Source organism: Aeromonas sp., assembly GCF_050252055.1.
GTDB lineage: Bacteria > Pseudomonadota > Gammaproteobacteria > Enterobacterales > Aeromonadaceae > Aeromonas > Aeromonas caviae.
Genome location: NZ_JBFWLQ010000007.1, coordinates 77,178 through 94,997 on the forward strand (window position 1 = coordinate 77,178; position 17,820 = coordinate 94,997).

Sequence of the window (17,820 nt, forward strand, 5' to 3'; positions counted from 1 at the left end):
GGCTGGGGGACTTTCCCCCGGCCGCCAAACCCCTCATAGTGCAGATATTGCCCCGCGAGCCGAGAAGGCCTTCTGTCACCGGTCACCGGCTCGCCCAACAGAAGGAGCGCGTCATGTGGCTAGCCGCCATGCAGTTGATATCGGGTCGTACCTGGCAGGATAACCGGGAGCGGATCGCCGCCGAGCTGGCGAGTCTGCCCGGGGAGCGCCCCTTGCTGGTGCTGCTGCCGGAAAACTTCGCCCTCTTTGGCGAGCGGCAGGGGTATCTGGACGGGGCAGAGCCATTGGGAAATGGCCCAATCCAGCAGCAACTATCTGATTGGGCCAAATCCCACGGCATCTGGCTGGTGGCCGGGGCCATGCCCACCGCCATCGCCGGTGCCGACCACATCCACACCAGTACCCTGGTGTTTGATCCCGACGGCGAGCTCAAGGGGCATTACCACAAGATCCACCTGTTCGACGTGGACGTGGCGGACAATCACGGCCGTTACCGGGAGTCGGAGACCTTCAGCCCGGGTGATCAGCCTGTGCTGGTGGACTCCCCCTTTGGTCCCCTCGGCCTTTCTATCTGTTATGATCTGCGCTTTCCCGAGCTGTACCGCCAGTTGGCCCGGGCCGGTGCCCGGGTGCTGCTGGTGCCTGCCGCCTTTACCGCCGTCACCGGCGAGGCGCACTGGGAGCCTCTGCTGCGGGCCCGTGCCATCGAGAACCAGTGCTACGTGGTGGCCGCCAACCAGGGGGGCACCCACGAGACGGGGCGCCAGACATGGGGCCACAGCATGGTGATCGACCCCTGGGGCCGGGTGCTGGCCTGTCGGGCGTCGGGGCAGGGCACTGTGCTGGCGCCGCTGGATGGGGCCCTGGTCGATGAATTGAAACGCACCATGCCGGTGCTGCAACACGCCCGCCTGCTGTGAGCCCGCGGCCGTGGATTTAACCGTTACGACATCTCGCATGAGAGTGGAGAGAAAGATTTGAGTCTATTGAGCCAGGTTAGTGCCTCCCTGTTGGCCCCGAACGATCTCGACGAAGGGCGACTGCAGCAGCTGCTCGGCAGCCTGATGAGCCATCAGGTGGAGTTCGGCGACCTCTATTTCCAGCGCAGCTGGCACGAGTCCTGGATGCTGGAGGACGGCATCGTCAAGGATGGCAGCTACAACATCGATCAGGGGGTGGGGGTGCGCGCCGTCAGCGGCGAGAAGACCGGCTTCGCCTACTCTGACGAGCTGAGCCTGCTGGCGCTGCAGCAGTCGGTGACCGCCGCCCGTGGTATCGCGGCCGCCGGTGCGCAGGGCAAGATGAAGGCGTGGGCTCGCACCGAAGCAAACCTGCTCTACCCGGCGCTGGATCCGCTGCAGACCCTCGACAAGCAGCAGAAGATCGCCCTGCTGGAGCAGATGGACAAGTTTGCCAGAAGTCTGGATCCCGCCATCAATCAGGTGATGGCCTCCATCTGCGGGGTCTATGAAGAGGTGCTGGTGGCCGCCACCGACGGCACCCTGGCCGCCGACGTGCGTCCGTTGGTGCGCCTCTCGGTGACCGTCATCGCCGAGAAGGGCGATCGTCGCGAACGCGGCAGTGCCGGTGGTGGTGGCCGCTTCGGCTACGACTACTTCCTCGAGCTGGACGGACTGGAGAACCGGGCGTTTGGCTATGTGCGCGAAGCGGTGCGCCAGGCGCTGGTGAACCTCGACGCCATCGACGCCCCGGCCGGCACCATGCCGGTGGTACTCGGTGCCGGCTGGCCCGGTGTGCTGCTGCACGAGGCGGTGGGTCACGGTCTGGAGGGGGACTTCAACCGCAAGGGCTCCTCCGCCTTTGCCGGGCGCATCGGCGAGCAGGTGGCTTCCAAACACTGCACCATCGTCGATGACGGCACCCTGCCGGGTCGGCGCGGCTCCGTCTCCATCGACGACGAGGGGACGCCGGGGGGTTACAACGTGCTGATCGAGAACGGCATTCTCAAGGGTTACCTGCAGGACAAGCAGAACGCCCGCCTGATGGGGGTGCCGCTCACCGGCAACGGCCGCCGCGAATCCTACGCCGCCCTGCCGATGCCGCGCATGACCAACACCTACATGCTGGCGGGTCAGTACGATCCGGCGGAGATCATCGCCTCGGTGAAGAAGGGCATTTACGCCCCCAACTTCGGTGGCGGCCAGGTGGACATCACCTCCGGCAAGTTCGTCTTCTCCGCCTCCGAGGCCTACCTCATCGAGGATGGCAGGATCACTGCGCCCATCAAGGGGGCGACCCTGATCGGCAACGGCCCCGCGGCGATGAGCCAGGTTTCCATGGTGGGCCGTGATCTCGCGCTGGATCGCGGGGTCGGGGTCTGCGGCAAGGAGGGGCAGAGCGTGCCGGTCGGCGTCGGCCAGCCCACCCTCAAGCTGGATCAGCTCACCGTGGGCGGCACCCAGTAAGGGGCCGCAGAACAAGCAGCAGAGAGAATCCATGCTTACCCTGTCAAAAATTTCCAATATCCGCAGTCAGCTCTCCCCCAGCGAGCTCAAGATCGCCGATTACATCCTGGCTTGCCCGGAGCAGGTGACCCACTTCTCCTCCCAGGAGTTGGCCCAGCAGGCTGACGTCAGCCAGTCGAGCATAGTGAAGTTCACCCAGAAGATCGGGTTCAAGGGCTTCACCGCCTTCAAGCTGGCGGTGAGCGAGGATCTGGGGCGCAAGCACGCCATCAAGACCGACAACGTGGGGGATCTCTACAACGGCATCGGCCGGGACGACGATCTGGAGACCATGGCCAAGAAGCTGGCCCAGGAGAAGATCAACTCCATCGTAGAGACCACCCAGGCCCTCGACAACGCCACCCTGGCGCAGGTGCTGGACGTCATCAACCAGGCTGGCCGGGTCCAGCTGGTGGGGATCGGCGGCTCGGCGCTGACCGCCAAGGATCTCTGGTACAAGCTGCTCAAGATCGGGGTCACCACCCTGTTCGCCCAGGACAGCCACGTACAGATCTCCATCGCCCAGACTCTGGGGCCGGGGGATGTCCAGCTGGTGGTTTCCTATTCCGGCGCCAGCCGGGATGTGCTGGCGGCGGCCGAGCTGGCCAAGCGCAACGGCGCCACCCTGATCGCGGTCACCTCGTTTCGCAACACCCCTCTGCGGCAGATGGCCGACATGGTGCTGGACACCGTGGCCGACGAGAACGAGCTGCGCATCTCCTCCATCTCGTCGCGTACTGCCCAGAACACCATCACCGATATCCTGTTCCTCGGCCTGGTGCAGCGCCGTGACGAGGCCTGGGCGCTGATCGACGGCACCCGTGGCTCTATCGACCGACTCAACAAGGAGTGAAGCGGCCCGGCTGCAACAGACGCCGAGACCTGCCGAAAGAGAAAAACCACCCGCCTGCGGGTGGTTTTTTTATGGGCCAGTGCCGGCTTAGAGGGCAAGGGCCCAGCGCAGGAAGGCCTTGCGCTGGGCCTCGTCGGCGGCGAGGTAGCGCCGTTGCAGTTCGGGGTCGACGGGCACGGCGCCCGGGGTGGCTGCGGGCAGCACGGGCGTGACGGCTGGCAGGGCGGTGGCTGCGCTGGCTGACCCGTCGTAACGGGCCAGCAGCGCCTGATAATCCGTCATTAGACTGTCCTGGCTGCGGGGGAGGGTGGTTGCCGACAGGGGGTGGCTACCCTCGGGGGTCTCAAGCCGCAGGTTGGGGTGGGTGGCAAAGTGGCGAATGGCCCGGGAGTCGGCCAGCGGCGGAGTGGTCAGTTTCAGGGTGCCGCTGGCGGGCAGGGTCAGGGTCAGCAGCAGCGGGGCGGAGCGGACGCGCCCCTGGCTCTCGTTGGTGGAGCCGGGGTCGAGGGGGCTGTCGAAACGTACCAGCAGCCGGGTGTCGCCAGCGGGCAGGGTGAGCGCTCGATCGAAGGGGGAGACCTGGCCCCGGGATGAGGCCAGCAGGACGAGGGTGTCTGCCAGCTCCAGCCGGGCGGCCTGGACCGACAGGGTCATGGGCAGCAGCAGGATGAAGAGGAACAGGAGGCGGATCATGGGGAGCTCCAGCAGAAAGAAAATGCCGGCCAGAGGCCGGCAGGGGATCAGAACTCGTAGCGCAGGCCGAGGTGGTAGAAGCTCTCGCTGTTGCTGCTGCCGCCAAAGCTGGTGATGGTGTTGTCAGCCAGACCATCCTCGCCATCACGGAACACGTAGGCGCTGTAGAGGGAGGATCGCGGGGTGAGCTTGTACTGCAGCTCCAGGGTGGTATCCCGCAGACTCATGCCGTCTCCCCCGTCGTTGTCGAGGTGACGATAGCCTGCGCGGGCTGCCCACTTCTGGCTGATGTCGTAGACAGCGGTCAGTTCCCATACCTTGTCCTCACTTTCTGCCCGGCCGTTGCGATAGCTCACCTGATCCTTCGCGTAGAGGGCGCCCAGCATCAGCGAACCCAGGGTGTAGCGGGCGCCGATGCCGCTGAAGCGGTACTGGTCGGCGTCGGGATCCACCTTGCTGGCATCGGTCTGGGCCGCCTTGCTCTGCTGGTAGGCGATGACCGGTGCCAGCTTGCCCGCCGCGCCGAGGTCGAAGGTGTAACGCAGGGCGCCGTTGTAGCCGTAGTCGAGATCCGAGGTGCCGTTGCCGAGGATGTAGGCTAGCGATACATCCAGATTGCCGAGGGTGTTCTGGTATTGCAGGGTACCGTCCTGGCGGAACACCTGGACCGCAGTGGAGTCCACTTTGCTGGCCTGGCGCGCCATGGAGACATCGGAGGCGGCAAACACGTCGCCGATGTCGGTGAACATGATGAGGCCGGAAGAGACCCGGCCACCGGTCACCTTGCCCCACTCGCCGCCATCGATCCCGGCCCAGACGTAACGGGCGGTGAGGTCGCTGCTGTTCTTCTGCACGTTGTTGGCGTATTCGGCGGCATTGACCTGGTACTGGGCCATGCCGATCACGGCCACCTGCTCGTTGACAGTCTGGCGGGCGGTAAAGCCGATGCGACCGTCGAAGTCCCCCTGGCTGTTGCCGTTCTTCTTGTCCGAGACGTTGAAGCCGAGGCGACCGTAGAGATCGACGTTGGAGCCGTCATCGGCCTGGTAGATGACGGCGGCCTGCGCCGTACCGGCGGCAAACAGGGCAGGAATGGCCAGGGCAAGCATGGACTGTTTCATTGTTGTCTTTCCTGTGTGGGCTCTTGTGCCAGAGCCGGGGTGAGTGAAGCCGTGACCCCGATTGCTCGGGGCCAGATAGCCAGCTGGATAGAGGAGAGAGGGTTAGCTCAGATCGACGTTCTTGCAGCCGAAGAGCAGGGTGAAGAGGTAACCGCCGAAGTAGGCAACCGCCAGACCGAGGCCATAGACCATCATGCCGGGGAAGATCCCCTGGGCCGAGGTCATCAGCGGCAGCGCGACGATGCCGGAAGGGCCGAACACGGTGTTGAGGCCGACCGGAAGGCCCATCCAGGAGATGAGACCGACCACGAACCCCCCCAGCGATCCGCCGCAGCAGGCGGTGATGAAGGGTTTGACCCGCGGCAAGGTGACGCCGTAGATGAGCGGCTCACCGACCCCGAGCAGGCCGGGGATGATGGTGCCCTTGACCTGGGTGCGCAGCAGGGAGTCCTTGGCTGCGCGACTGTAAAGCGCCAGGGCGGCGCCGACCTGGCCGGCCCCTGCCAGCGCGAGGATGGGGAACAGGGAGTTGAAGCCCTGGGCATCCATCAGTGCGAAGTAAACGGGCACGAACCCCTGGTGAATGCCGAACATCACCGAGATGAGGAACAAACCGGCCAGGATGGCGGTACCGAACGGGTTGCCGTTGAGGTGGATGAAGAGCCAGGACATGCCGTTGTAGAGCTGCACCCCCAGGGGCATGATCAGGACGAAGGTGACGGCCCCCATGATCAGCAAGGTGATGCAGGAGGTGAGTATCATGTCGAGGCTGTCCGGCATGAAGCGACGCACCTGGCGTTCCACCGAGGCGCCGATGATGCAGGCGATCAGCACCCCGATGATGTTGCCACGGGGATCAATGTGGTGGCCGAAGAAATCGGTGATGCCTGAGTAGATGCCGCTGGTGGCTTGGGGGTCATAGCCCATCACAAACAGGGAGGCCAGAATGGCACCGTTGACCCCGGAGCCGCCGAACGCTTTCTGGGCGTTGTAGCCGATGAGAATGCTGAGGAAGCTGAACAATCCCTTGCTGAACAGTTTCATGTAACCGACCAGCTCCACCAGCATGCCGCTGGTGGCTGCGCCGTCCTGCAGCAGGGTCTGTTCGATCAGGGTGGCAAAGCCGAGCAGCAGCCCCGCGGCGATAAAGCCGGGGATCAGTGGTGTAAAAATGGTGGCAAACTTGGCCAGAAAGCGGTGGGCCGCACTGCTCTGTTTCTGCTTGAGTGCCTGCTTGTTGGCCGAGGCGATGTCGCCAAGCTCGGTGGGGGCCGCAGCCGGAGCCTCCAGCGCCCCCAGTCCTGCGCTCAGCATGCCGTTCATCAGCTCGCAGGCGGTCTGAGCCTTGCCCGGCCCCAGCACGATCTGGAACTGGTTGTCGCTCTCAATCACCCCCATGACGCCGGCGATGCCCTTGATGGTATCGCGATCCGCATGCAGGCTGTCCGCCAGGCTAAGCCTCAATCGGGTCATGCAGTGGCCGCAGTGGGTGATGTTGTCCCGGCCGCCGATGGCCTGGATGATCTGGCCGATCATGGTGTCAGTTATTTTTGCCATAAAGAACCCAGTCAGTCTGTGGTGTCAGCAGGGTGCCTGGCACCCCGTTCTCGTTATGTGATGGCCATCCCTGGCCTGGCCAATGTGCGGTTGGCCGATCAGTGGGTGCACTGGCTGATGAAGCCGTTGCTGCTTTGCAGGCGGTGGCGGGCCTCATCGGCCGTGAGTCCAGCCAGGATCATCACGATGGCGGTCTTGCAGTGGTTGTCCGCCTCGGCCAATGCCCGCTCTGCGGTGGTGCGATCGCAGTCGGTGGCCTCCATCACGATGCGTTTTTGCCGCTCCACCAGCTTGGCGTTGGTCGCCTCCACGTCCACCATCAGGTTGCCGTAGACCTTGCCGGTGCGGATCATGGCGCCGGTGGAGAGCATGTTGAGAATGAGCTTCTGCGCCGTGCCCGCCTTCATGCGGGAGGAGCCGGTGACGATCTCGGGGCCGACCACCGCCACCATGCTGATGTCGGCGGCCCGGGCCAGCGGGCTGCCGGGGTTGCAGCTGATGCTGCAGACCGTGGCACCCACCGCGCTGGCGTGGGCCATGGCGCCCAGTACGTAGGGGGTTCTGCCGCTGGCGGCGATGCCCACCAGCACATCGTTGGCGCAGAACTGAATGTTCTTCAGATCCTGGGCGCCGAGCTCTGCGTCATCCTCGGCGTTCTCGACCGCCTGCAAGATGGCCTTGTGGCCACCAGCAATCAGGCCTATCACCTGCTCGGCAGAGACGCCATAGGTGGGCGGGCATTCACTGGCATCCAGGATGCCGAGCCGGCCCGAGGTGCCGGCGCCGATATAGACCAGGCGCCCACCCTTGCCAAAGGCTGCCGCGATGGCATCGACCGCCCGGGCGATTTCGGGCAGCAGTTGGCCCACCGCCAGCGCCACCTGCTGATCCTCCTGATTGATGACGCGCAGCATCTCCAGGGTCGACAGCTGGTCGATTTCGACGCTGGCCGGGTTGCGGGTCTCGGTAATCATGCTTGATAGGTCAATGGTCATCGTTTCCTCTGCTTAAGGTCATCGCCACTCCCGGCGTAAAACATCCCTCTCGATGATGAACATGATCATCGATTTTTGATTTCGATGATGAGATCAATGTCGCATAATTAATTATTCCATTTATTTCTAATTATAAGTTCTGATAATTCCTGCACGGAGAGGGTTGGGTGGGACTGGGGTGATGCCGATGGCACTAGAGGGGGGAGAGGCTGAAGGAGAGCCAATAAAAAGCCCCGGCAGGCGCCGGGGCTGGGAAAGGACTCGGGTCAGTTGACCGAAATGGCGCGGGCGTCGATGAAGAAGCGGGCGTGGCCGTGGTCATCCACCCTTATCTGGGCGAGCAGGCGATCCTTTCGCTTGAACTCCCATCCTGTCTTGATCCGGGTCAGCGCGGGGCTGGCGGCACCGACCACATTCAGATACTCATGAAACAGGCTGTAGCTTCCAATCTCGGTCAGCATCTTTTCCATTTGCATATCTCCTCAAGTAATGGGCTCAGCACATGCCACGCTAGCGGCAACCTTCTGAACCCTGCCTGTACAAAAACCAGACTACCCCATCAAGATGAAGGCAATATGATCAGGCGCAAGATCAGGAGGGATTTGCACGAAAAATGACACCGTTTTCAATCAGGGCTGGCGCGGCACGGCGAGATGATCGAAGGCGGTGGATCCGGCATGGGACGGCAAGGCGGCAGCGGGTTGTTCCATCACCTGACCATGGAAGACGGGATCCTGCGCCACCTCCTTGACGCCGTTGATGCAGAACTGCATACCCATGCACACCAGCAGGAAACCCATGATGCGTGTCATGGCGTCGATGCCGGTGGCACCCAGGATCTTGCACACGGGATCTGCCAGCTTGAGCACACCCCAGCTGATCAGGCTCATCAGGGCGAAGGCGGTGACCATGGCGGCATAGATGACGACGCGATCGGCCTCGGCCGGCAGCTCGGCGATCTGGGCCGCGCCGCTGATCACCAGCGCCATGGTGCCGGGTCCGCACATGCTGGGCATGGTCAGGGGCACGAAGGCGATATTCTGGTTGGCCTCGACCCCGGCAGACTGGTTTGGCGAGGGGAACAGCATGCGAAAGCCGATGAAGGCGATGATGAGGCCACCGGCCAGGCGCAGGCCGGGAATGGAGATCCCGAACAGATCCAGGATGGAGGATCCGATGAAGAAGCTGACGCACAGGGTGGCGAACAGATAGAGGGCGGCCATGTTGATCTGGCGGCGAATGTGCTCGCGGGACATGCCCTTGCTCAGCCCCAGCAGCAGGGTGGCCGTGGTGGGCGGGTTGACCATGGGCAGCAGGGCCAGCAAGGCGAGAAAGATGACCTGGAAGAACATAGTGGACCTCGGGCAGGTGGACGGATTGGGGTGAGCTGGCAGGTCCGCAGCGGACCGCCACCCGGTCGATGATATCCGCAAAGAACAAGCCCCGACAGTGCGGGGCTTGCTTGGGAAGGATCAGGCGGCCTGCGGGGTGGCCTGGCGTTGGCCGCGCTGGCGCAGCCAGAGCCAGATGCCGAGCACGAAACCGAGGGCGGCCAGGCTGACCACATAGTGGGAGGGGGCCAGCACGTCCTCCTTCATCCAGAGGGTGACCAGCATGGGGGTGAGGCCGCCGAAGATGGCGTAGGCCACGTTGTAGGAGAACGACAGCCCGGAGAAGCGCACCACCGGCGGGAAGGCATTGACCATGACGTAGGGCACGGCGCCGACGATCCCCACCGCAAAGCCCGCCAGCATGTAGAGGGGCACCAGCTGATCCGTGCCCGCCGCCAGGCTGTGGTAGAAGGTATAAGTGGCGCCGGCCAGCAGCAGGGAGCCCAGGATGAAGGTAGGGCCGCTGCCGATGGCATCGATCAGGCGACCATAGACGATGCAGCCCAGGGTGAGGGCGACGATGGCCAGGGAGTTGGCGGTCAGGGCATCGGCCGGGCTGATGCCGTGCACCTTCTGCAGATAGGTCGGGGTCATCAGGATCACCACCACGATGCCGGCGGAGAGCAGCCAGGTCAGCAGCATGGAGACGACGACGCTGCCCTTGTGTTCACGCAGCACCGTCTTGAGGGGCAGCTCCTCGGCCAGGGACTTGTTGGCCTGCATCTCGGCGAAGACCGGAGTCTCGTGCAGCCAGCGGCGCAGGTACATGGCGACGATGCCGAACACGCCGCCGAGCACGAAGGCCAGACGCCAGCCCCAGTCGCTCACATCGCCCGGGCTCATGCCACGGTTGATGGCGGTGGCCACCAGGGAGCCGAGCAGGATGCCGGCGGTCAGCCCTGCGGTGAGGGTGCCGCAGGCGACACCGACCCGGCGGGCGGGCACGTGTTCGGCCACGAAGACCCAGGCTCCGGGGACTTCCCCGCCGATGGCGGCCCCTTGCAGGATCCGCAGCAGCAGTAGCAGGAGGGGGGCGGCGATGCCGAGCACGGCGTAGGTGGGCAGCAGGCCGATCAGCAAGGTCGGCAAGGCCATCAGGATGATGCTGAGGGTGAACATCCGCTTGCGGCCGATGAGATCGCCAAAGTGGGCCATGATGATGCCCCCCAGGGGGCGGGCCAGGTAGCCGGCGGCGAAGATGCCGAAGGTCTGGAACTGGCGCAGCCACTCGGGAATGTCGGCCGGGAAGAAGAGCTCGCCGATGACCACGGCGAAGAAGACGAAGATGATGAAGTCGTAGAATTCGAGGGCGCCGCCCAGCGCTGCCAGGCTCAGGGTTTTGTAATCCTGTCGATTGAGGGGGCGACCGTGGTCGTGCGATGTGCTGACTTTACTCATATCCTTATGTTTCCCATCGTTTTTTTAGTTATTCTCCCCGGTGTGCTGCGGGGATACGCTCACCCACGAGGGTATGCTTTTGTGTCCCGCAATGTAAATCGCACAATTCGCAACACTGTCTTGCAGCACGGTGCTGCAAGTAGCTGGAGAGATCATGACGAAGAAAAAGGTACTGCTCTCCTGGAGCAGCGGAAAAGACAGCGCCTGGGCCTTGCATCGCCTGCGCCAGGATCCGGCCATCGAGGTGGTGGGGCTGTTCACCACCCTCAACCAGGCGTTCGAGCGGGTGGCCATGCACGGGGTGCGCAAGCAGTTGCTGCTGGCACAGGCTGAGTGTGTGGGCTTGCCGCTGACCACCATCGACCTGCCCTGGCCCTGCAGTAACGAGGAGTATGGGCGCATCATGACGGGCTTCATCGCCGATGTGCAGGCCAAGGACATTTACCACATGGCGTTCGGGGATCTCTTTCTTGAGGATGTGCGCGCCTATCGGGAGCGGCAACTGGCGGGGACCGGCATCACGCCGCTCTTCCCGCTCTGGGGCAGCGACACGACCGAGCTGGCGCAGGCGATGATCGACGCCGGGCTCAAGGCCAGGGTCTGTACCCTGGATCCGGGCAAGCTGGACGCCGGGTTAGGTGGTCATGAATTCGGCCCGGCCTTGCTGGCTGCCCTGCCCGCCGGGGTGGATCCCTGCGGCGAGAACGGGGAGTTCCACACCCTGGCCTGGGACGGCCCCATGTTCCTGCATCCCTTGCCCATCCGGGTGGGGGAGACGGTGCTGCGGGACGGCTTCGTCTTCACCGATCTGCTGCCCGCCACCGCCTAGTCGCGATTGGACTCCCGCTCGCCCTTGTCGTCGTTGTAACGCAGGGCGATCTCGTGGAACTGCTGGTGGATGCGGGCAAAGGCGTCCGTGATGTCGGGGTCGAAGTGATTGCCTCGTCCCGCCAGTATGATCGGCACCACCTCCTGGTGGGACATGGCAGCCTTGTAGCAGCGCTTGCTGATGAGGGCGTCGTACACGTCGGCCAGCGCCATCAAGCGGGCCGAGAGCGGGATCTCGTCACCGTGCAGGCCATAGGGATAGCCGGTGCCGTCCCACTTCTCGTGGTGGTAGCAGGCGATCTCCTTGGCCAGTCGCAGAAATTCCACCTCTACCCCCAACGCTTCCTCGGCATGGACGATGGCCTCCTTGCCGAGAATGGAGTGGTGCTTCATCTGGGCAAACTCGTCCGCATCCAGCTTGCCAGGCTTGAGCAGGATCCGGTCTGGCACGCCGACCTTGCCGATGTCGTGCAGCGGGGCCGATTTGAACAGCAGATCGATGGTCTTGGGGGTCAGCTCTGCACGAAAGCGGGCATGCTCGCAGAGGGTCTCCGCCAGCAGCCGCACATAGTGCTGGGTGCGCAGGATATGGTTGCCGGTCTCGTTGTCGCGGGTTTCGGCAAGAGAGGCGAGGGAGTGGATGGTGATGTTCTGGATCAGTTCGTTCTCCCGGGTGCGCCGCTCCACCTCCTGCTCCAGAAAGGCGTTCTGGTCGTGCAGCAGATCCCGCGCCGCTTTCAGCTCCAGGTGGTTTCTGACCCGGGCCAGCACGATGGCGGGGGTGATCGGCTTGTGGATGTAGTCGACGGCCCCCAGCGCCAGGCCGTGCGCCTCCGCACTCTCCTCCACCTTGGCGGTCAGGAAGATCACCGGGATCTCCCGCACCTGCGGCATCTCCTGCAGCGCCTGCATCACCTGATAGCCGTCCATCTGGGGCATCACCACGTCGAGCAGGATCAGATCCACCCGGGTGCCGGCCGAGAGGATCTCCAGTGCCCGCTGGCCGCTGATGGCGACCTTGACCCGGTAGTGGGGGCTGAGCAGGGCGCTGAGCAGGGAGAGGTTCTCCGGTGTGTCATCGACCACCAGCAGGGTGGGTTTGGTATCGGGATCCAGCAAGTTGAGCATGATGGCGCCTCACTCTTGGTTGAACAGATCGGGTCTGAGGGCCCGGACTTGTTGCAGATATGCCAGGGCATCGGCGAAGCGAAAACGGGTCATGGCATCGTGCATGGCCGGTGCTGCCTCGCCCAGCAGGGGAGCGAGCCTGGCCTGATTGCGCTGGAACAGGATGAAGGCTTCCGCATCGTCTTCCAGCAGCAGCCCGGTCAGCTGGTGCAGCAGGGGGGCCAGCTCGGCGGGGGTAGCCTCCGGCAAGCCGGGGGGGGCAGGGGCCGGCAGCAGTGTCAGCAGGCTGGCGGCCAGTTGCTGCTGCTGTTGCAGCCCCAGCTCGGCCAGCGGCAGCAGGCTGGTGGCATCGTCTCCCCGGGCGAGGGCGCTCTCCAGCCGGGCCGAGACATCCTGCAGCGACCCGGCCCCCAGCGTTGCGGCTATGCCCTTGAGGGTATGGGCCTGTCGATGCGCTTCTTCCCGGTCATTCGCCTGCAGGGCGGCCAGCAGGGTTTCCATCGGCTGACTCCCCTGGCGGGCGAAACGTTGCAGCAGATCCCGATACCACTCCCAGTTATGCATCAATCGTTGCAGGGCTGGCTCGGCGTTGAGCCCGATCGCCTGCAGCTGTGGCAGCAAGGCGGTGGCGGGTGATGCGTGTGAGGCAGTGAGCGTGCTGTTGACCTCGCGGCTGAAGGAGGTTGCCCAGCGCTGCAGGGCCGCATACAGCCTGTCGGGGTCGATGGGCTTGGCAATGTGATCGTCCATCCCGGCAGCGAGGCAGCGTTCGCGGTCACCGGCCATGACGTTGGCCGTCATCGCCAGGATCGGGGTGTGTTGCCCGATGCCTTCCCGCTCGCGCAACAGCCGGGTGGCGGCCAGGCCATCCATCACCGGCATCTGCATGTCCATCAGGATCAGGTCGTAGTGGGTCTGGGCCACCATCTCCAGCGCGATGGCACCATTGCCGGCGATGCTGACATCGGCACCGACCGCCCGCAGCAGCTCCAGCGCGACTTGCTGATTGAGCTCGTTGTCTTCCGCCAGCAGGATCCTGAGTCCGTCGAAGCGGTAGCGATGGGTCACCTGCGGTGGTTTGAAGGTGAGTGAACTGGTTTGCTGGCCAAACAGGCCGATGACGGTATCGAACAGCACGGAGGCGCATACGGGCTTGACCAGCACCCGATCAAAGCCGGCGGCATCGGCCTGGCGAAAGACCTCTTCCCGTCCGTAGCCGGTCACCATGACCCGATAGGGACGCGGGCCCATGCCGCGGGCGATGAGGCGGCGACCGGTCTCGATGCCATCCAGCCCCGGCATGTGCCAGTCCAGCAATACCACTTCGTAAGGCTGTCCCTCCTGCTCGGCGCCAGCGATCATCTGCAGTGCCTGCTGGCCCGACTCGGCAGTGTCCACCACAAAGCTCATGCTGCGCAGCAGGGCGGCCATGATGGTGCGGGCGCTGGCACTGTCGTCGGCCACCAGCATGCGGCGCCCGCGCAGATCCAGGCTCGGCAGATAGCGGGATCTGCGCCTGCCCCTACCGAGTCGGGCGGTAAACCAGAAGGTGCTGCCCTGGCCTGGTTCGCTCTGTACCCCCACCTCGCCGCCCATCAGCTCCGCCAGTTTGCGGGAGATGGCGAGGCCGAGGCCGGTACCGCCGTACTTGCGGGTGGTGGAGCTGTCCGCCTGCTGGAATGACTGGAACAGCCGCTGCTGCTGCTCCTGGCTCATGCCGATCCCGGTGTCCTGTACCGAGCAGTGCAGCAACACCTCCTGGGGCTGTTTCTCCAGGCAGCTGACCTTGACCAGGATCTCCCCCTGCTCGGTGAACTTGACCGCGTTGTTGGCGTAGTTGATCAGGATCTGGCCGAGGCGAAGGGGATCGCCATAGAGCAGGGTGTCGAGCTGGTGGTCGACCTCGAACAGCAACTCTATGCCCTTGGCTTCCGCCTTTTCGCCCACCAGGGTGGTCAGATTCTCCAGTACATGGTCGAGATCGAATTCGATCCGCTCCAGATCCAGCTTGCCGGCCTCGATCTTGGAGAAGTCGAGGATGTCGTTGATGATGCCGAGCAGATGCTGGGCCGAGCGCTGGATCTTGCTGACATAGTCGAACTGCTGCGGATCGAGCCGGGTCTGCAGGGCGAGATGGGACATGCCGAGGATGGCGTTCATGGGAGTACGGATCTCGTGGCTCATGTTGGCGAGAAAATCGCTCTTGGCCCGGGTTGCGCCCTCCGCCAGCTCATAGGCCACTTCCAGCTCCTGGTTCTTGGCCTGCATCACCGCAAACAGCTCGTCCCGGGTCGGTTCTGCGAACTGCTGCTGCATCTGTTGCAGCAGCAGTTCATCGGGCCAGCGGGGCAGGCGGTAGACCAGGGCGATGGCGTTGTCCGCGTGCGCGACCAATCGGATGCCACATGAATGGCGGCCGTCCGGCTCGGGGGGGATGGGGGCGTCAGCCGAGAGCGAGAGCCACAACTCCTGTGTGCTAGGCTCCAGCCACAACTGCAGTTGCAGCGGCTCCGTGTTCGCCACCAGCTGGCGTACCAGCTCGGAGGTGGCGCCCGCCAGCGGTGCCACGAAGGTGGGGCTTCCGTCGAGGCAGGTGAGTACCTGGATCACCTTGCGCCGGGCGGTGAGTGCCGCCGCCGGGCCTGACAGCAGGGTTTCGCCGATCAGTTGCCGCATCTAGTCCTCCTTTCCTGCCAGCACGCGCAGCACGATGCAGCTGGCATCGTCGGTGCTGCGGCCACTGTGGGCGATCACCTGGCGTGCCAGCTGGGCGGGCTCGGCGGCCAGATCCAGCGCACCGTCGCGCAGGTTGAGGGATTCGCTGATACCGTCCGAATAGAGCATCACCACGTCCCCCGCGACGAGTGGCTGGCGCTGCAGCAAGGGGGTGGGGAAGCGCTCTCCCAGCACCCCGTCGCGGGAGATGCCGCGCCAAGGCTCGTGGCCGCGCAGGCAGATGCGGGTATTGCCGATGCCGGCATAGCTCAGCTCACCCCGTTCGCCGTTGACCAGGGCCACGCCGGCGGCGGCGCCCCGGGTACCGATGCAGTGTTGGTGCAGCAGTTGCAACAGGCGGGCCGGTTCCTGCTCGCGGGTTTGCTGCAGCGCCGCCTCCAGCACCTGTACCAGCTTGTTGGCCGAGGCGCCGTGGCCGCTCACGTCGATCAGGATCAGCGATACCCCCTCCGGCCCCGGCCGGATGAAGGCCAGGTCACCGGAGACCCGTTCCGGATAGCAGGGGCGGGTCTCGCTGGCCCATGTCAGCTGCAGGCCGGCGTGCAGCTGGCCTGTGCAGGCGAGAGGAGTGACTGGTCTGGATACCAGAGGGGCCGCGCCCAGCCACTTGCGGGCCTGCACCAGAGTTCCCCCTTCCGGCGGGGTGCTGATGGTGAGTTCCGACATCATGCGGCGCACGCCGGGCAGGCCTAGCCCCAGGGTGCCCGAGGTGCTGTAGTGATCCTGCATGGCCTGATGCACGTCCCCAATGCCGGGTCCCTGATCGCGGGCGACGATGTCGATGCAGGGACGCCCGCTGGGATGGTGGAGGGTGAGGGTGATCTCCCCCCGCTCGGCGTATTTCAGAATGTTGCTGCCAAGCTCGGAGACCACGGTGGAGAGCATGGCACGGTCCACCTCGGACAGGTTGGCGATGAAGGGGAGGCGGCGTACCGCCATCACCGTCAGGTGCAGGTCGATGTCGTGGCGCAGCGGGTAGCTGGCTTCTTGAAGGCTCTGTTCCAACTGCATGATGCGCTACTCCTCATCCTTGAGCGTCCTGCGAACATGGGCGAAGGCATCATCCATGTCGAGAAAGCAGCGCAGCGGCCCGGGCTCTGCATCGGCTAGCGCCAGGAAGGCGGCGATCCCTGCATTCAGCCCCACCAGCAGGCAGACGGCACCGAGCAGGCGGCACACCTCGGCCAGTTTGCGTACCTGCCTGAATTCGTGGTGATCGAGCAGCATGACCCCGGAGAAGTCGAGCAGTACCGCGTGCTGGCGGCCCAGCATCAGCCGCTGGGAGAGGGCCTGCATCAGTTGCTGCATGCCCTCGTCACCAAGGTCGGGGCGCATGCTGACCACGATGCAGTCGGCCACGTCGGCGATGCCCAGATCATTGTTGAGCAGCATGCATCTCTCCTAGAGGCCTAGAGGGTGGATCCGACCCGCTTGAGGGCGATCTCGAAGGCATCCCGCAGGGTCGCCGTGGTGCGGATGTCGCCGACAGAGACCCCCAGCTCCACCATGGTGCGGGCGATGGCCGGCGAGACGCCGGAGATGATGGCCTCGCACCCCATGAACTGGGTCGCCTTGGTGATCTTGATCAGCTGGTTGGCGACGCCGGTATCCACGGTGGCGACTCCGGCGATGTCCAGTACGAAGACCCGGGCCCGGGTCTCGGCAATCTTGGTGAGCGATTTGTTCATCACGTCGGCGGTACGCATGGAATCGATGATCCCCACCAGCGGCAGCAGCAGGATCCCGTCCCAGATGGGGGTGACCGGGGTCGACATCTCCTGCAGCGACTTGTGCAGCTCCTCGCGCACCCTAGCGGCCTCTTCCGCCTCCTCCATGGCGCGCTTGAGCTGGTGATGCTGTTCTACTTGGGCTGTGATGTCGGTGGCAAACTTGACGATCTTGCTGGGCTTGCCGGTGAGATCCAGCACCGGGTTGTAGGAGCCCTGGATCCAGATCTCTTCACCCTGTTTGCCGATTCGGCAGAACTCTCCCGCCAGGAATTCACCGCGGCGCAGGGTTTCCCAGAAGGTGCGATAGTCGGCCGACTGGGCGTAGTCGGGATCGACCAGCAGCCTGTGGTGCTGGCCCTTCAGCTCTTCCAGCTGATAGCCCACTGTCTCCAGGAAGCGGGCATTGGCATCGAGGATGATGCCATCCAGTGAAAACTCCACCTTGCCCATGACCCGGCTCAGGGCGTTGAGCTGCCCCTCGAAGTTGGCGTTCAGTTGCTTCTGTTCGGTCAGGTCCATGGTGTATTCGATGACCTGAACCAGCGCGCCCTGTTCGTCCAGCAGGGGGCTGCAACTGCCTCGCAGCCATATGTCCCGCCCCTGCCGATCCCGGCGGCGAAACTCTCCCTCCTGTGCCTGCCCCGTTCGCAGCGCCTGCCAACGGGCGGCCTCGTCGGCGGATTCTTCTGCCTCCGCGGGGAACAGCATGCTGTAGTGCTGACCCTTGAGCTCGGCCAGCTGGTATCCCATGATGGCGAGAAAGCGGGGGTTGGCATCCAGAATCAATCCGTCTGGCGCGATCTCGAGCCGGGCCATCAGCTGGTCGACGGCCTCCAGTCTGGCCTGGGATGAAGCGGGAGTGACAGTATTCGAATGGGCAGCTGCGGTGTGCACGTCCATGGCATCTCCGGTAAATGGTGCAATT

At 64.3% G+C, this 17,820-nt stretch carries 16 protein-coding genes; 4 read left to right on the forward strand and 12 right to left on the reverse strand.

Going from position 1 to position 17,820, the window contains the following annotated elements; all coding sequences use genetic code 11:
- Nucleotides 1–113: 113 nt before the first annotated feature.
- Genes AB7E19_RS13745 through AB7E19_RS13755 form a run of 3 tightly spaced genes read left to right on the forward strand, consistent with a single transcriptional unit; the run spans nucleotide 114 to nucleotide 3,318 of the window.
- Nucleotides 114–920 carry a carbon-nitrogen hydrolase family protein gene (locus AB7E19_RS13745; protein ID WP_043154366.1) on the forward strand — a complete coding sequence of 269 codons (807 nt, stop codon included), beginning with the start codon at nucleotides 114–116 and terminating at the stop codon, nucleotides 918–920.
- Nucleotides 921–977: 57 nt separating this feature from the next.
- Entirely contained in the window at nucleotides 978–2,426 is a 1,449-nt protein-coding gene (gene tldD / locus AB7E19_RS13750; protein ID WP_427935622.1) for a metalloprotease TldD, read from the forward strand.
- Between the two features lie 31 nt (nucleotides 2,427–2,457).
- Nucleotides 2,458–3,318 (forward strand): SIS domain-containing protein, encoded by an 861-nt coding sequence (locus AB7E19_RS13755; RefSeq protein WP_427935624.1) that lies wholly within the window; start codon nucleotides 2,458–2,460, stop codon nucleotides 3,316–3,318.
- An 87-nt stretch (nucleotides 3,319–3,405) separates the two neighbouring features.
- Here the strand turns inward: AB7E19_RS13755 and AB7E19_RS13760 are convergent, their stop codons facing one another.
- From AB7E19_RS13760 to AB7E19_RS13790, 7 genes are all read right to left on the reverse strand, one after another.
- Nucleotides 3,406–4,011 carry a DUF2057 family protein gene (locus tag AB7E19_RS13760; RefSeq protein WP_286700929.1) on the reverse strand — a complete coding sequence of 202 codons (606 nt, stop codon included), beginning with the start codon at nucleotides 4,009–4,011 and terminating at the stop codon, nucleotides 3,406–3,408.
- A 47-nt stretch (nucleotides 4,012–4,058) separates the two neighbouring features.
- A complete protein-coding gene (locus tag AB7E19_RS13765; protein WP_151027566.1) occupies nucleotides 4,059–5,132 on the reverse strand; it encodes a porin in 1,074 nt (357 codons plus the stop codon).
- Nucleotides 5,133–5,234: 102 nt separating this feature from the next.
- The gene (gene murP / locus AB7E19_RS13770) at nucleotides 5,235–6,689 is read right to left on the reverse strand and encodes a PTS N-acetylmuramic acid transporter subunit IIBC (protein ID WP_322131253.1); all 1,455 of its coding nucleotides are present in this window, start codon (nucleotides 6,687–6,689) and stop codon (nucleotides 5,235–5,237) included.
- Nucleotides 6,690–6,787: 98 nt separating this feature from the next.
- Nucleotides 6,788–7,684, reverse strand: a complete 897-nt coding sequence (gene murQ, locus AB7E19_RS13775) for an N-acetylmuramic acid 6-phosphate etherase (protein WP_223937745.1) — start codon at nucleotides 7,682–7,684, stop codon at nucleotides 6,788–6,790.
- 266 nt (nucleotides 7,685–7,950) lie between these two features.
- Nucleotides 7,951–8,154 carry a hypothetical protein gene (locus AB7E19_RS13780; protein ID WP_041212219.1) on the reverse strand — a complete coding sequence of 68 codons (204 nt, stop codon included), beginning with the start codon at nucleotides 8,152–8,154 and terminating at the stop codon, nucleotides 7,951–7,953.
- A gap of 159 nt (nucleotides 8,155–8,313) precedes the next feature.
- Nucleotides 8,314–9,036, reverse strand: a complete 723-nt coding sequence (locus AB7E19_RS13785) for a MarC family NAAT transporter (RefSeq protein ID WP_045522936.1) — start codon at nucleotides 9,034–9,036, stop codon at nucleotides 8,314–8,316.
- Between the two features lie 120 nt (nucleotides 9,037–9,156).
- Nucleotides 9,157–10,473, reverse strand: coding sequence for an MFS transporter (locus AB7E19_RS13790; RefSeq protein ID WP_039040437.1), 1,317 nt, complete (start codon nucleotides 10,471–10,473; stop codon nucleotides 9,157–9,159).
- A gap of 154 nt (nucleotides 10,474–10,627) precedes the next feature.
- Between AB7E19_RS13790 and AB7E19_RS13795 the strand changes: the two genes are divergently transcribed.
- Nucleotides 10,628–11,302 (forward strand): ATP-binding domain-containing protein, encoded by a 675-nt coding sequence (locus AB7E19_RS13795; protein ID WP_045522934.1) that lies wholly within the window; start codon nucleotides 10,628–10,630, stop codon nucleotides 11,300–11,302.
- On the opposite strand, the gene AB7E19_RS13800 is transcribed toward AB7E19_RS13795, so the two are convergent.
- Genes AB7E19_RS13800 through AB7E19_RS13820 form a run of 5 tightly spaced genes read right to left on the reverse strand, consistent with a single transcriptional unit; the run spans nucleotide 11,299 to nucleotide 17,795 of the window.
- The gene (locus tag AB7E19_RS13800) at nucleotides 11,299–12,429 is read right to left on the reverse strand and encodes an HD-GYP domain-containing protein (RefSeq protein ID WP_043154351.1); all 1,131 of its coding nucleotides are present in this window, start codon (nucleotides 12,427–12,429) and stop codon (nucleotides 11,299–11,301) included. The two genes, AB7E19_RS13795 and AB7E19_RS13800, sit on opposite strands and share 4 nt — an antisense overlap.
- Nucleotides 12,430–12,438: 9 nt before the next feature.
- Nucleotides 12,439–15,105, reverse strand: coding sequence for a response regulator (locus tag AB7E19_RS13805; RefSeq protein WP_322131254.1), 2,667 nt, complete (start codon nucleotides 15,103–15,105; stop codon nucleotides 12,439–12,441).
- Nucleotides 15,106–16,176: an ATP-binding SpoIIE family protein phosphatase gene (locus AB7E19_RS13810; protein ID WP_322131255.1), complete on the reverse strand. Its 1,071-nt coding sequence runs from the start codon at nucleotides 16,174–16,176 to the stop codon at nucleotides 15,106–15,108. It lies immediately after the preceding gene.
- Between the two features lie 6 nt (nucleotides 16,177–16,182).
- The gene (locus tag AB7E19_RS13815) at nucleotides 16,183–16,557 is read right to left on the reverse strand and encodes an anti-anti-sigma regulatory factor (RefSeq protein ID WP_043154645.1); all 375 of its coding nucleotides are present in this window, start codon (nucleotides 16,555–16,557) and stop codon (nucleotides 16,183–16,185) included.
- Between the two features lie 17 nt (nucleotides 16,558–16,574).
- The gene (locus AB7E19_RS13820; protein ID WP_043154643.1) at nucleotides 16,575–17,795 is read right to left on the reverse strand and encodes a PAS domain-containing protein; all 1,221 of its coding nucleotides are present in this window, start codon (nucleotides 17,793–17,795) and stop codon (nucleotides 16,575–16,577) included.
- Nucleotides 17,796–17,820: the final 25 nt, after the last annotated feature.

What these genes read in the sequence shown, in the direction of transcription:
- AB7E19_RS13800 (WP_043154351.1), bottom strand. Translation starts at nt 12,429, where the DNA reads ATGCTCAACTTGCTGGATCCCGATACCAAACCCACCCTGCTGGTGGTC.
- AB7E19_RS13810 (WP_322131255.1), bottom strand. Translation starts at nt 16,176, where the DNA reads ATGCAGTTGGAACAGAGCCTTCAAGAAGCCAGCTACCCGCTGCGCCAC.
- AB7E19_RS13765 (WP_151027566.1), bottom strand. Translation starts at nt 5,132, where the DNA reads ATGAAACAGTCCATGCTTGCCCTGGCCATTCCTGCCCTGTTTGCCGCC.
- AB7E19_RS13760 (WP_286700929.1), bottom strand. Translation starts at nt 4,011, where the DNA reads ATGATCCGCCTCCTGTTCCTCTTCATCCTGCTGCTGCCCATGACCCTG.
- murQ (WP_223937745.1), bottom strand. Translation starts at nt 7,684, where the DNA reads ATGACCATTGACCTATCAAGCATGATTACCGAGACCCGCAACCCGGCC.
- murP (WP_322131253.1), bottom strand. Translation starts at nt 6,689, where the DNA reads ATGGCAAAAATAACTGACACCATGATCGGCCAGATCATCCAGGCCATC.
- AB7E19_RS13755 (WP_427935624.1), top strand. Translation starts at nt 2,458, where the DNA reads ATGCTTACCCTGTCAAAAATTTCCAATATCCGCAGTCAGCTCTCCCCC.
- AB7E19_RS13785 (WP_045522936.1), bottom strand. Translation starts at nt 9,036, where the DNA reads ATGTTCTTCCAGGTCATCTTTCTCGCCTTGCTGGCCCTGCTGCCCATG.
- AB7E19_RS13790 (WP_039040437.1), bottom strand. Translation starts at nt 10,473, where the DNA reads ATGAGTAAAGTCAGCACATCGCACGACCACGGTCGCCCCCTCAATCGA.
- AB7E19_RS13780 (WP_041212219.1), bottom strand. Translation starts at nt 8,154, where the DNA reads ATGGAAAAGATGCTGACCGAGATTGGAAGCTACAGCCTGTTTCATGAG.
- AB7E19_RS13805 (WP_322131254.1), bottom strand. Translation starts at nt 15,105, where the DNA reads ATGCGGCAACTGATCGGCGAAACCCTGCTGTCAGGCCCGGCGGCGGCA.
- AB7E19_RS13820 (WP_043154643.1), bottom strand. Translation starts at nt 17,795, where the DNA reads ATGGACGTGCACACCGCAGCTGCCCATTCGAATACTGTCACTCCCGCT.
- AB7E19_RS13745 (WP_043154366.1), top strand. Translation starts at nt 114, where the DNA reads ATGTGGCTAGCCGCCATGCAGTTGATATCGGGTCGTACCTGGCAGGAT.
- AB7E19_RS13795 (WP_045522934.1), top strand. Translation starts at nt 10,628, where the DNA reads ATGACGAAGAAAAAGGTACTGCTCTCCTGGAGCAGCGGAAAAGACAGC.
- AB7E19_RS13815 (WP_043154645.1), bottom strand. Translation starts at nt 16,557, where the DNA reads ATGCTGCTCAACAATGATCTGGGCATCGCCGACGTGGCCGACTGCATC.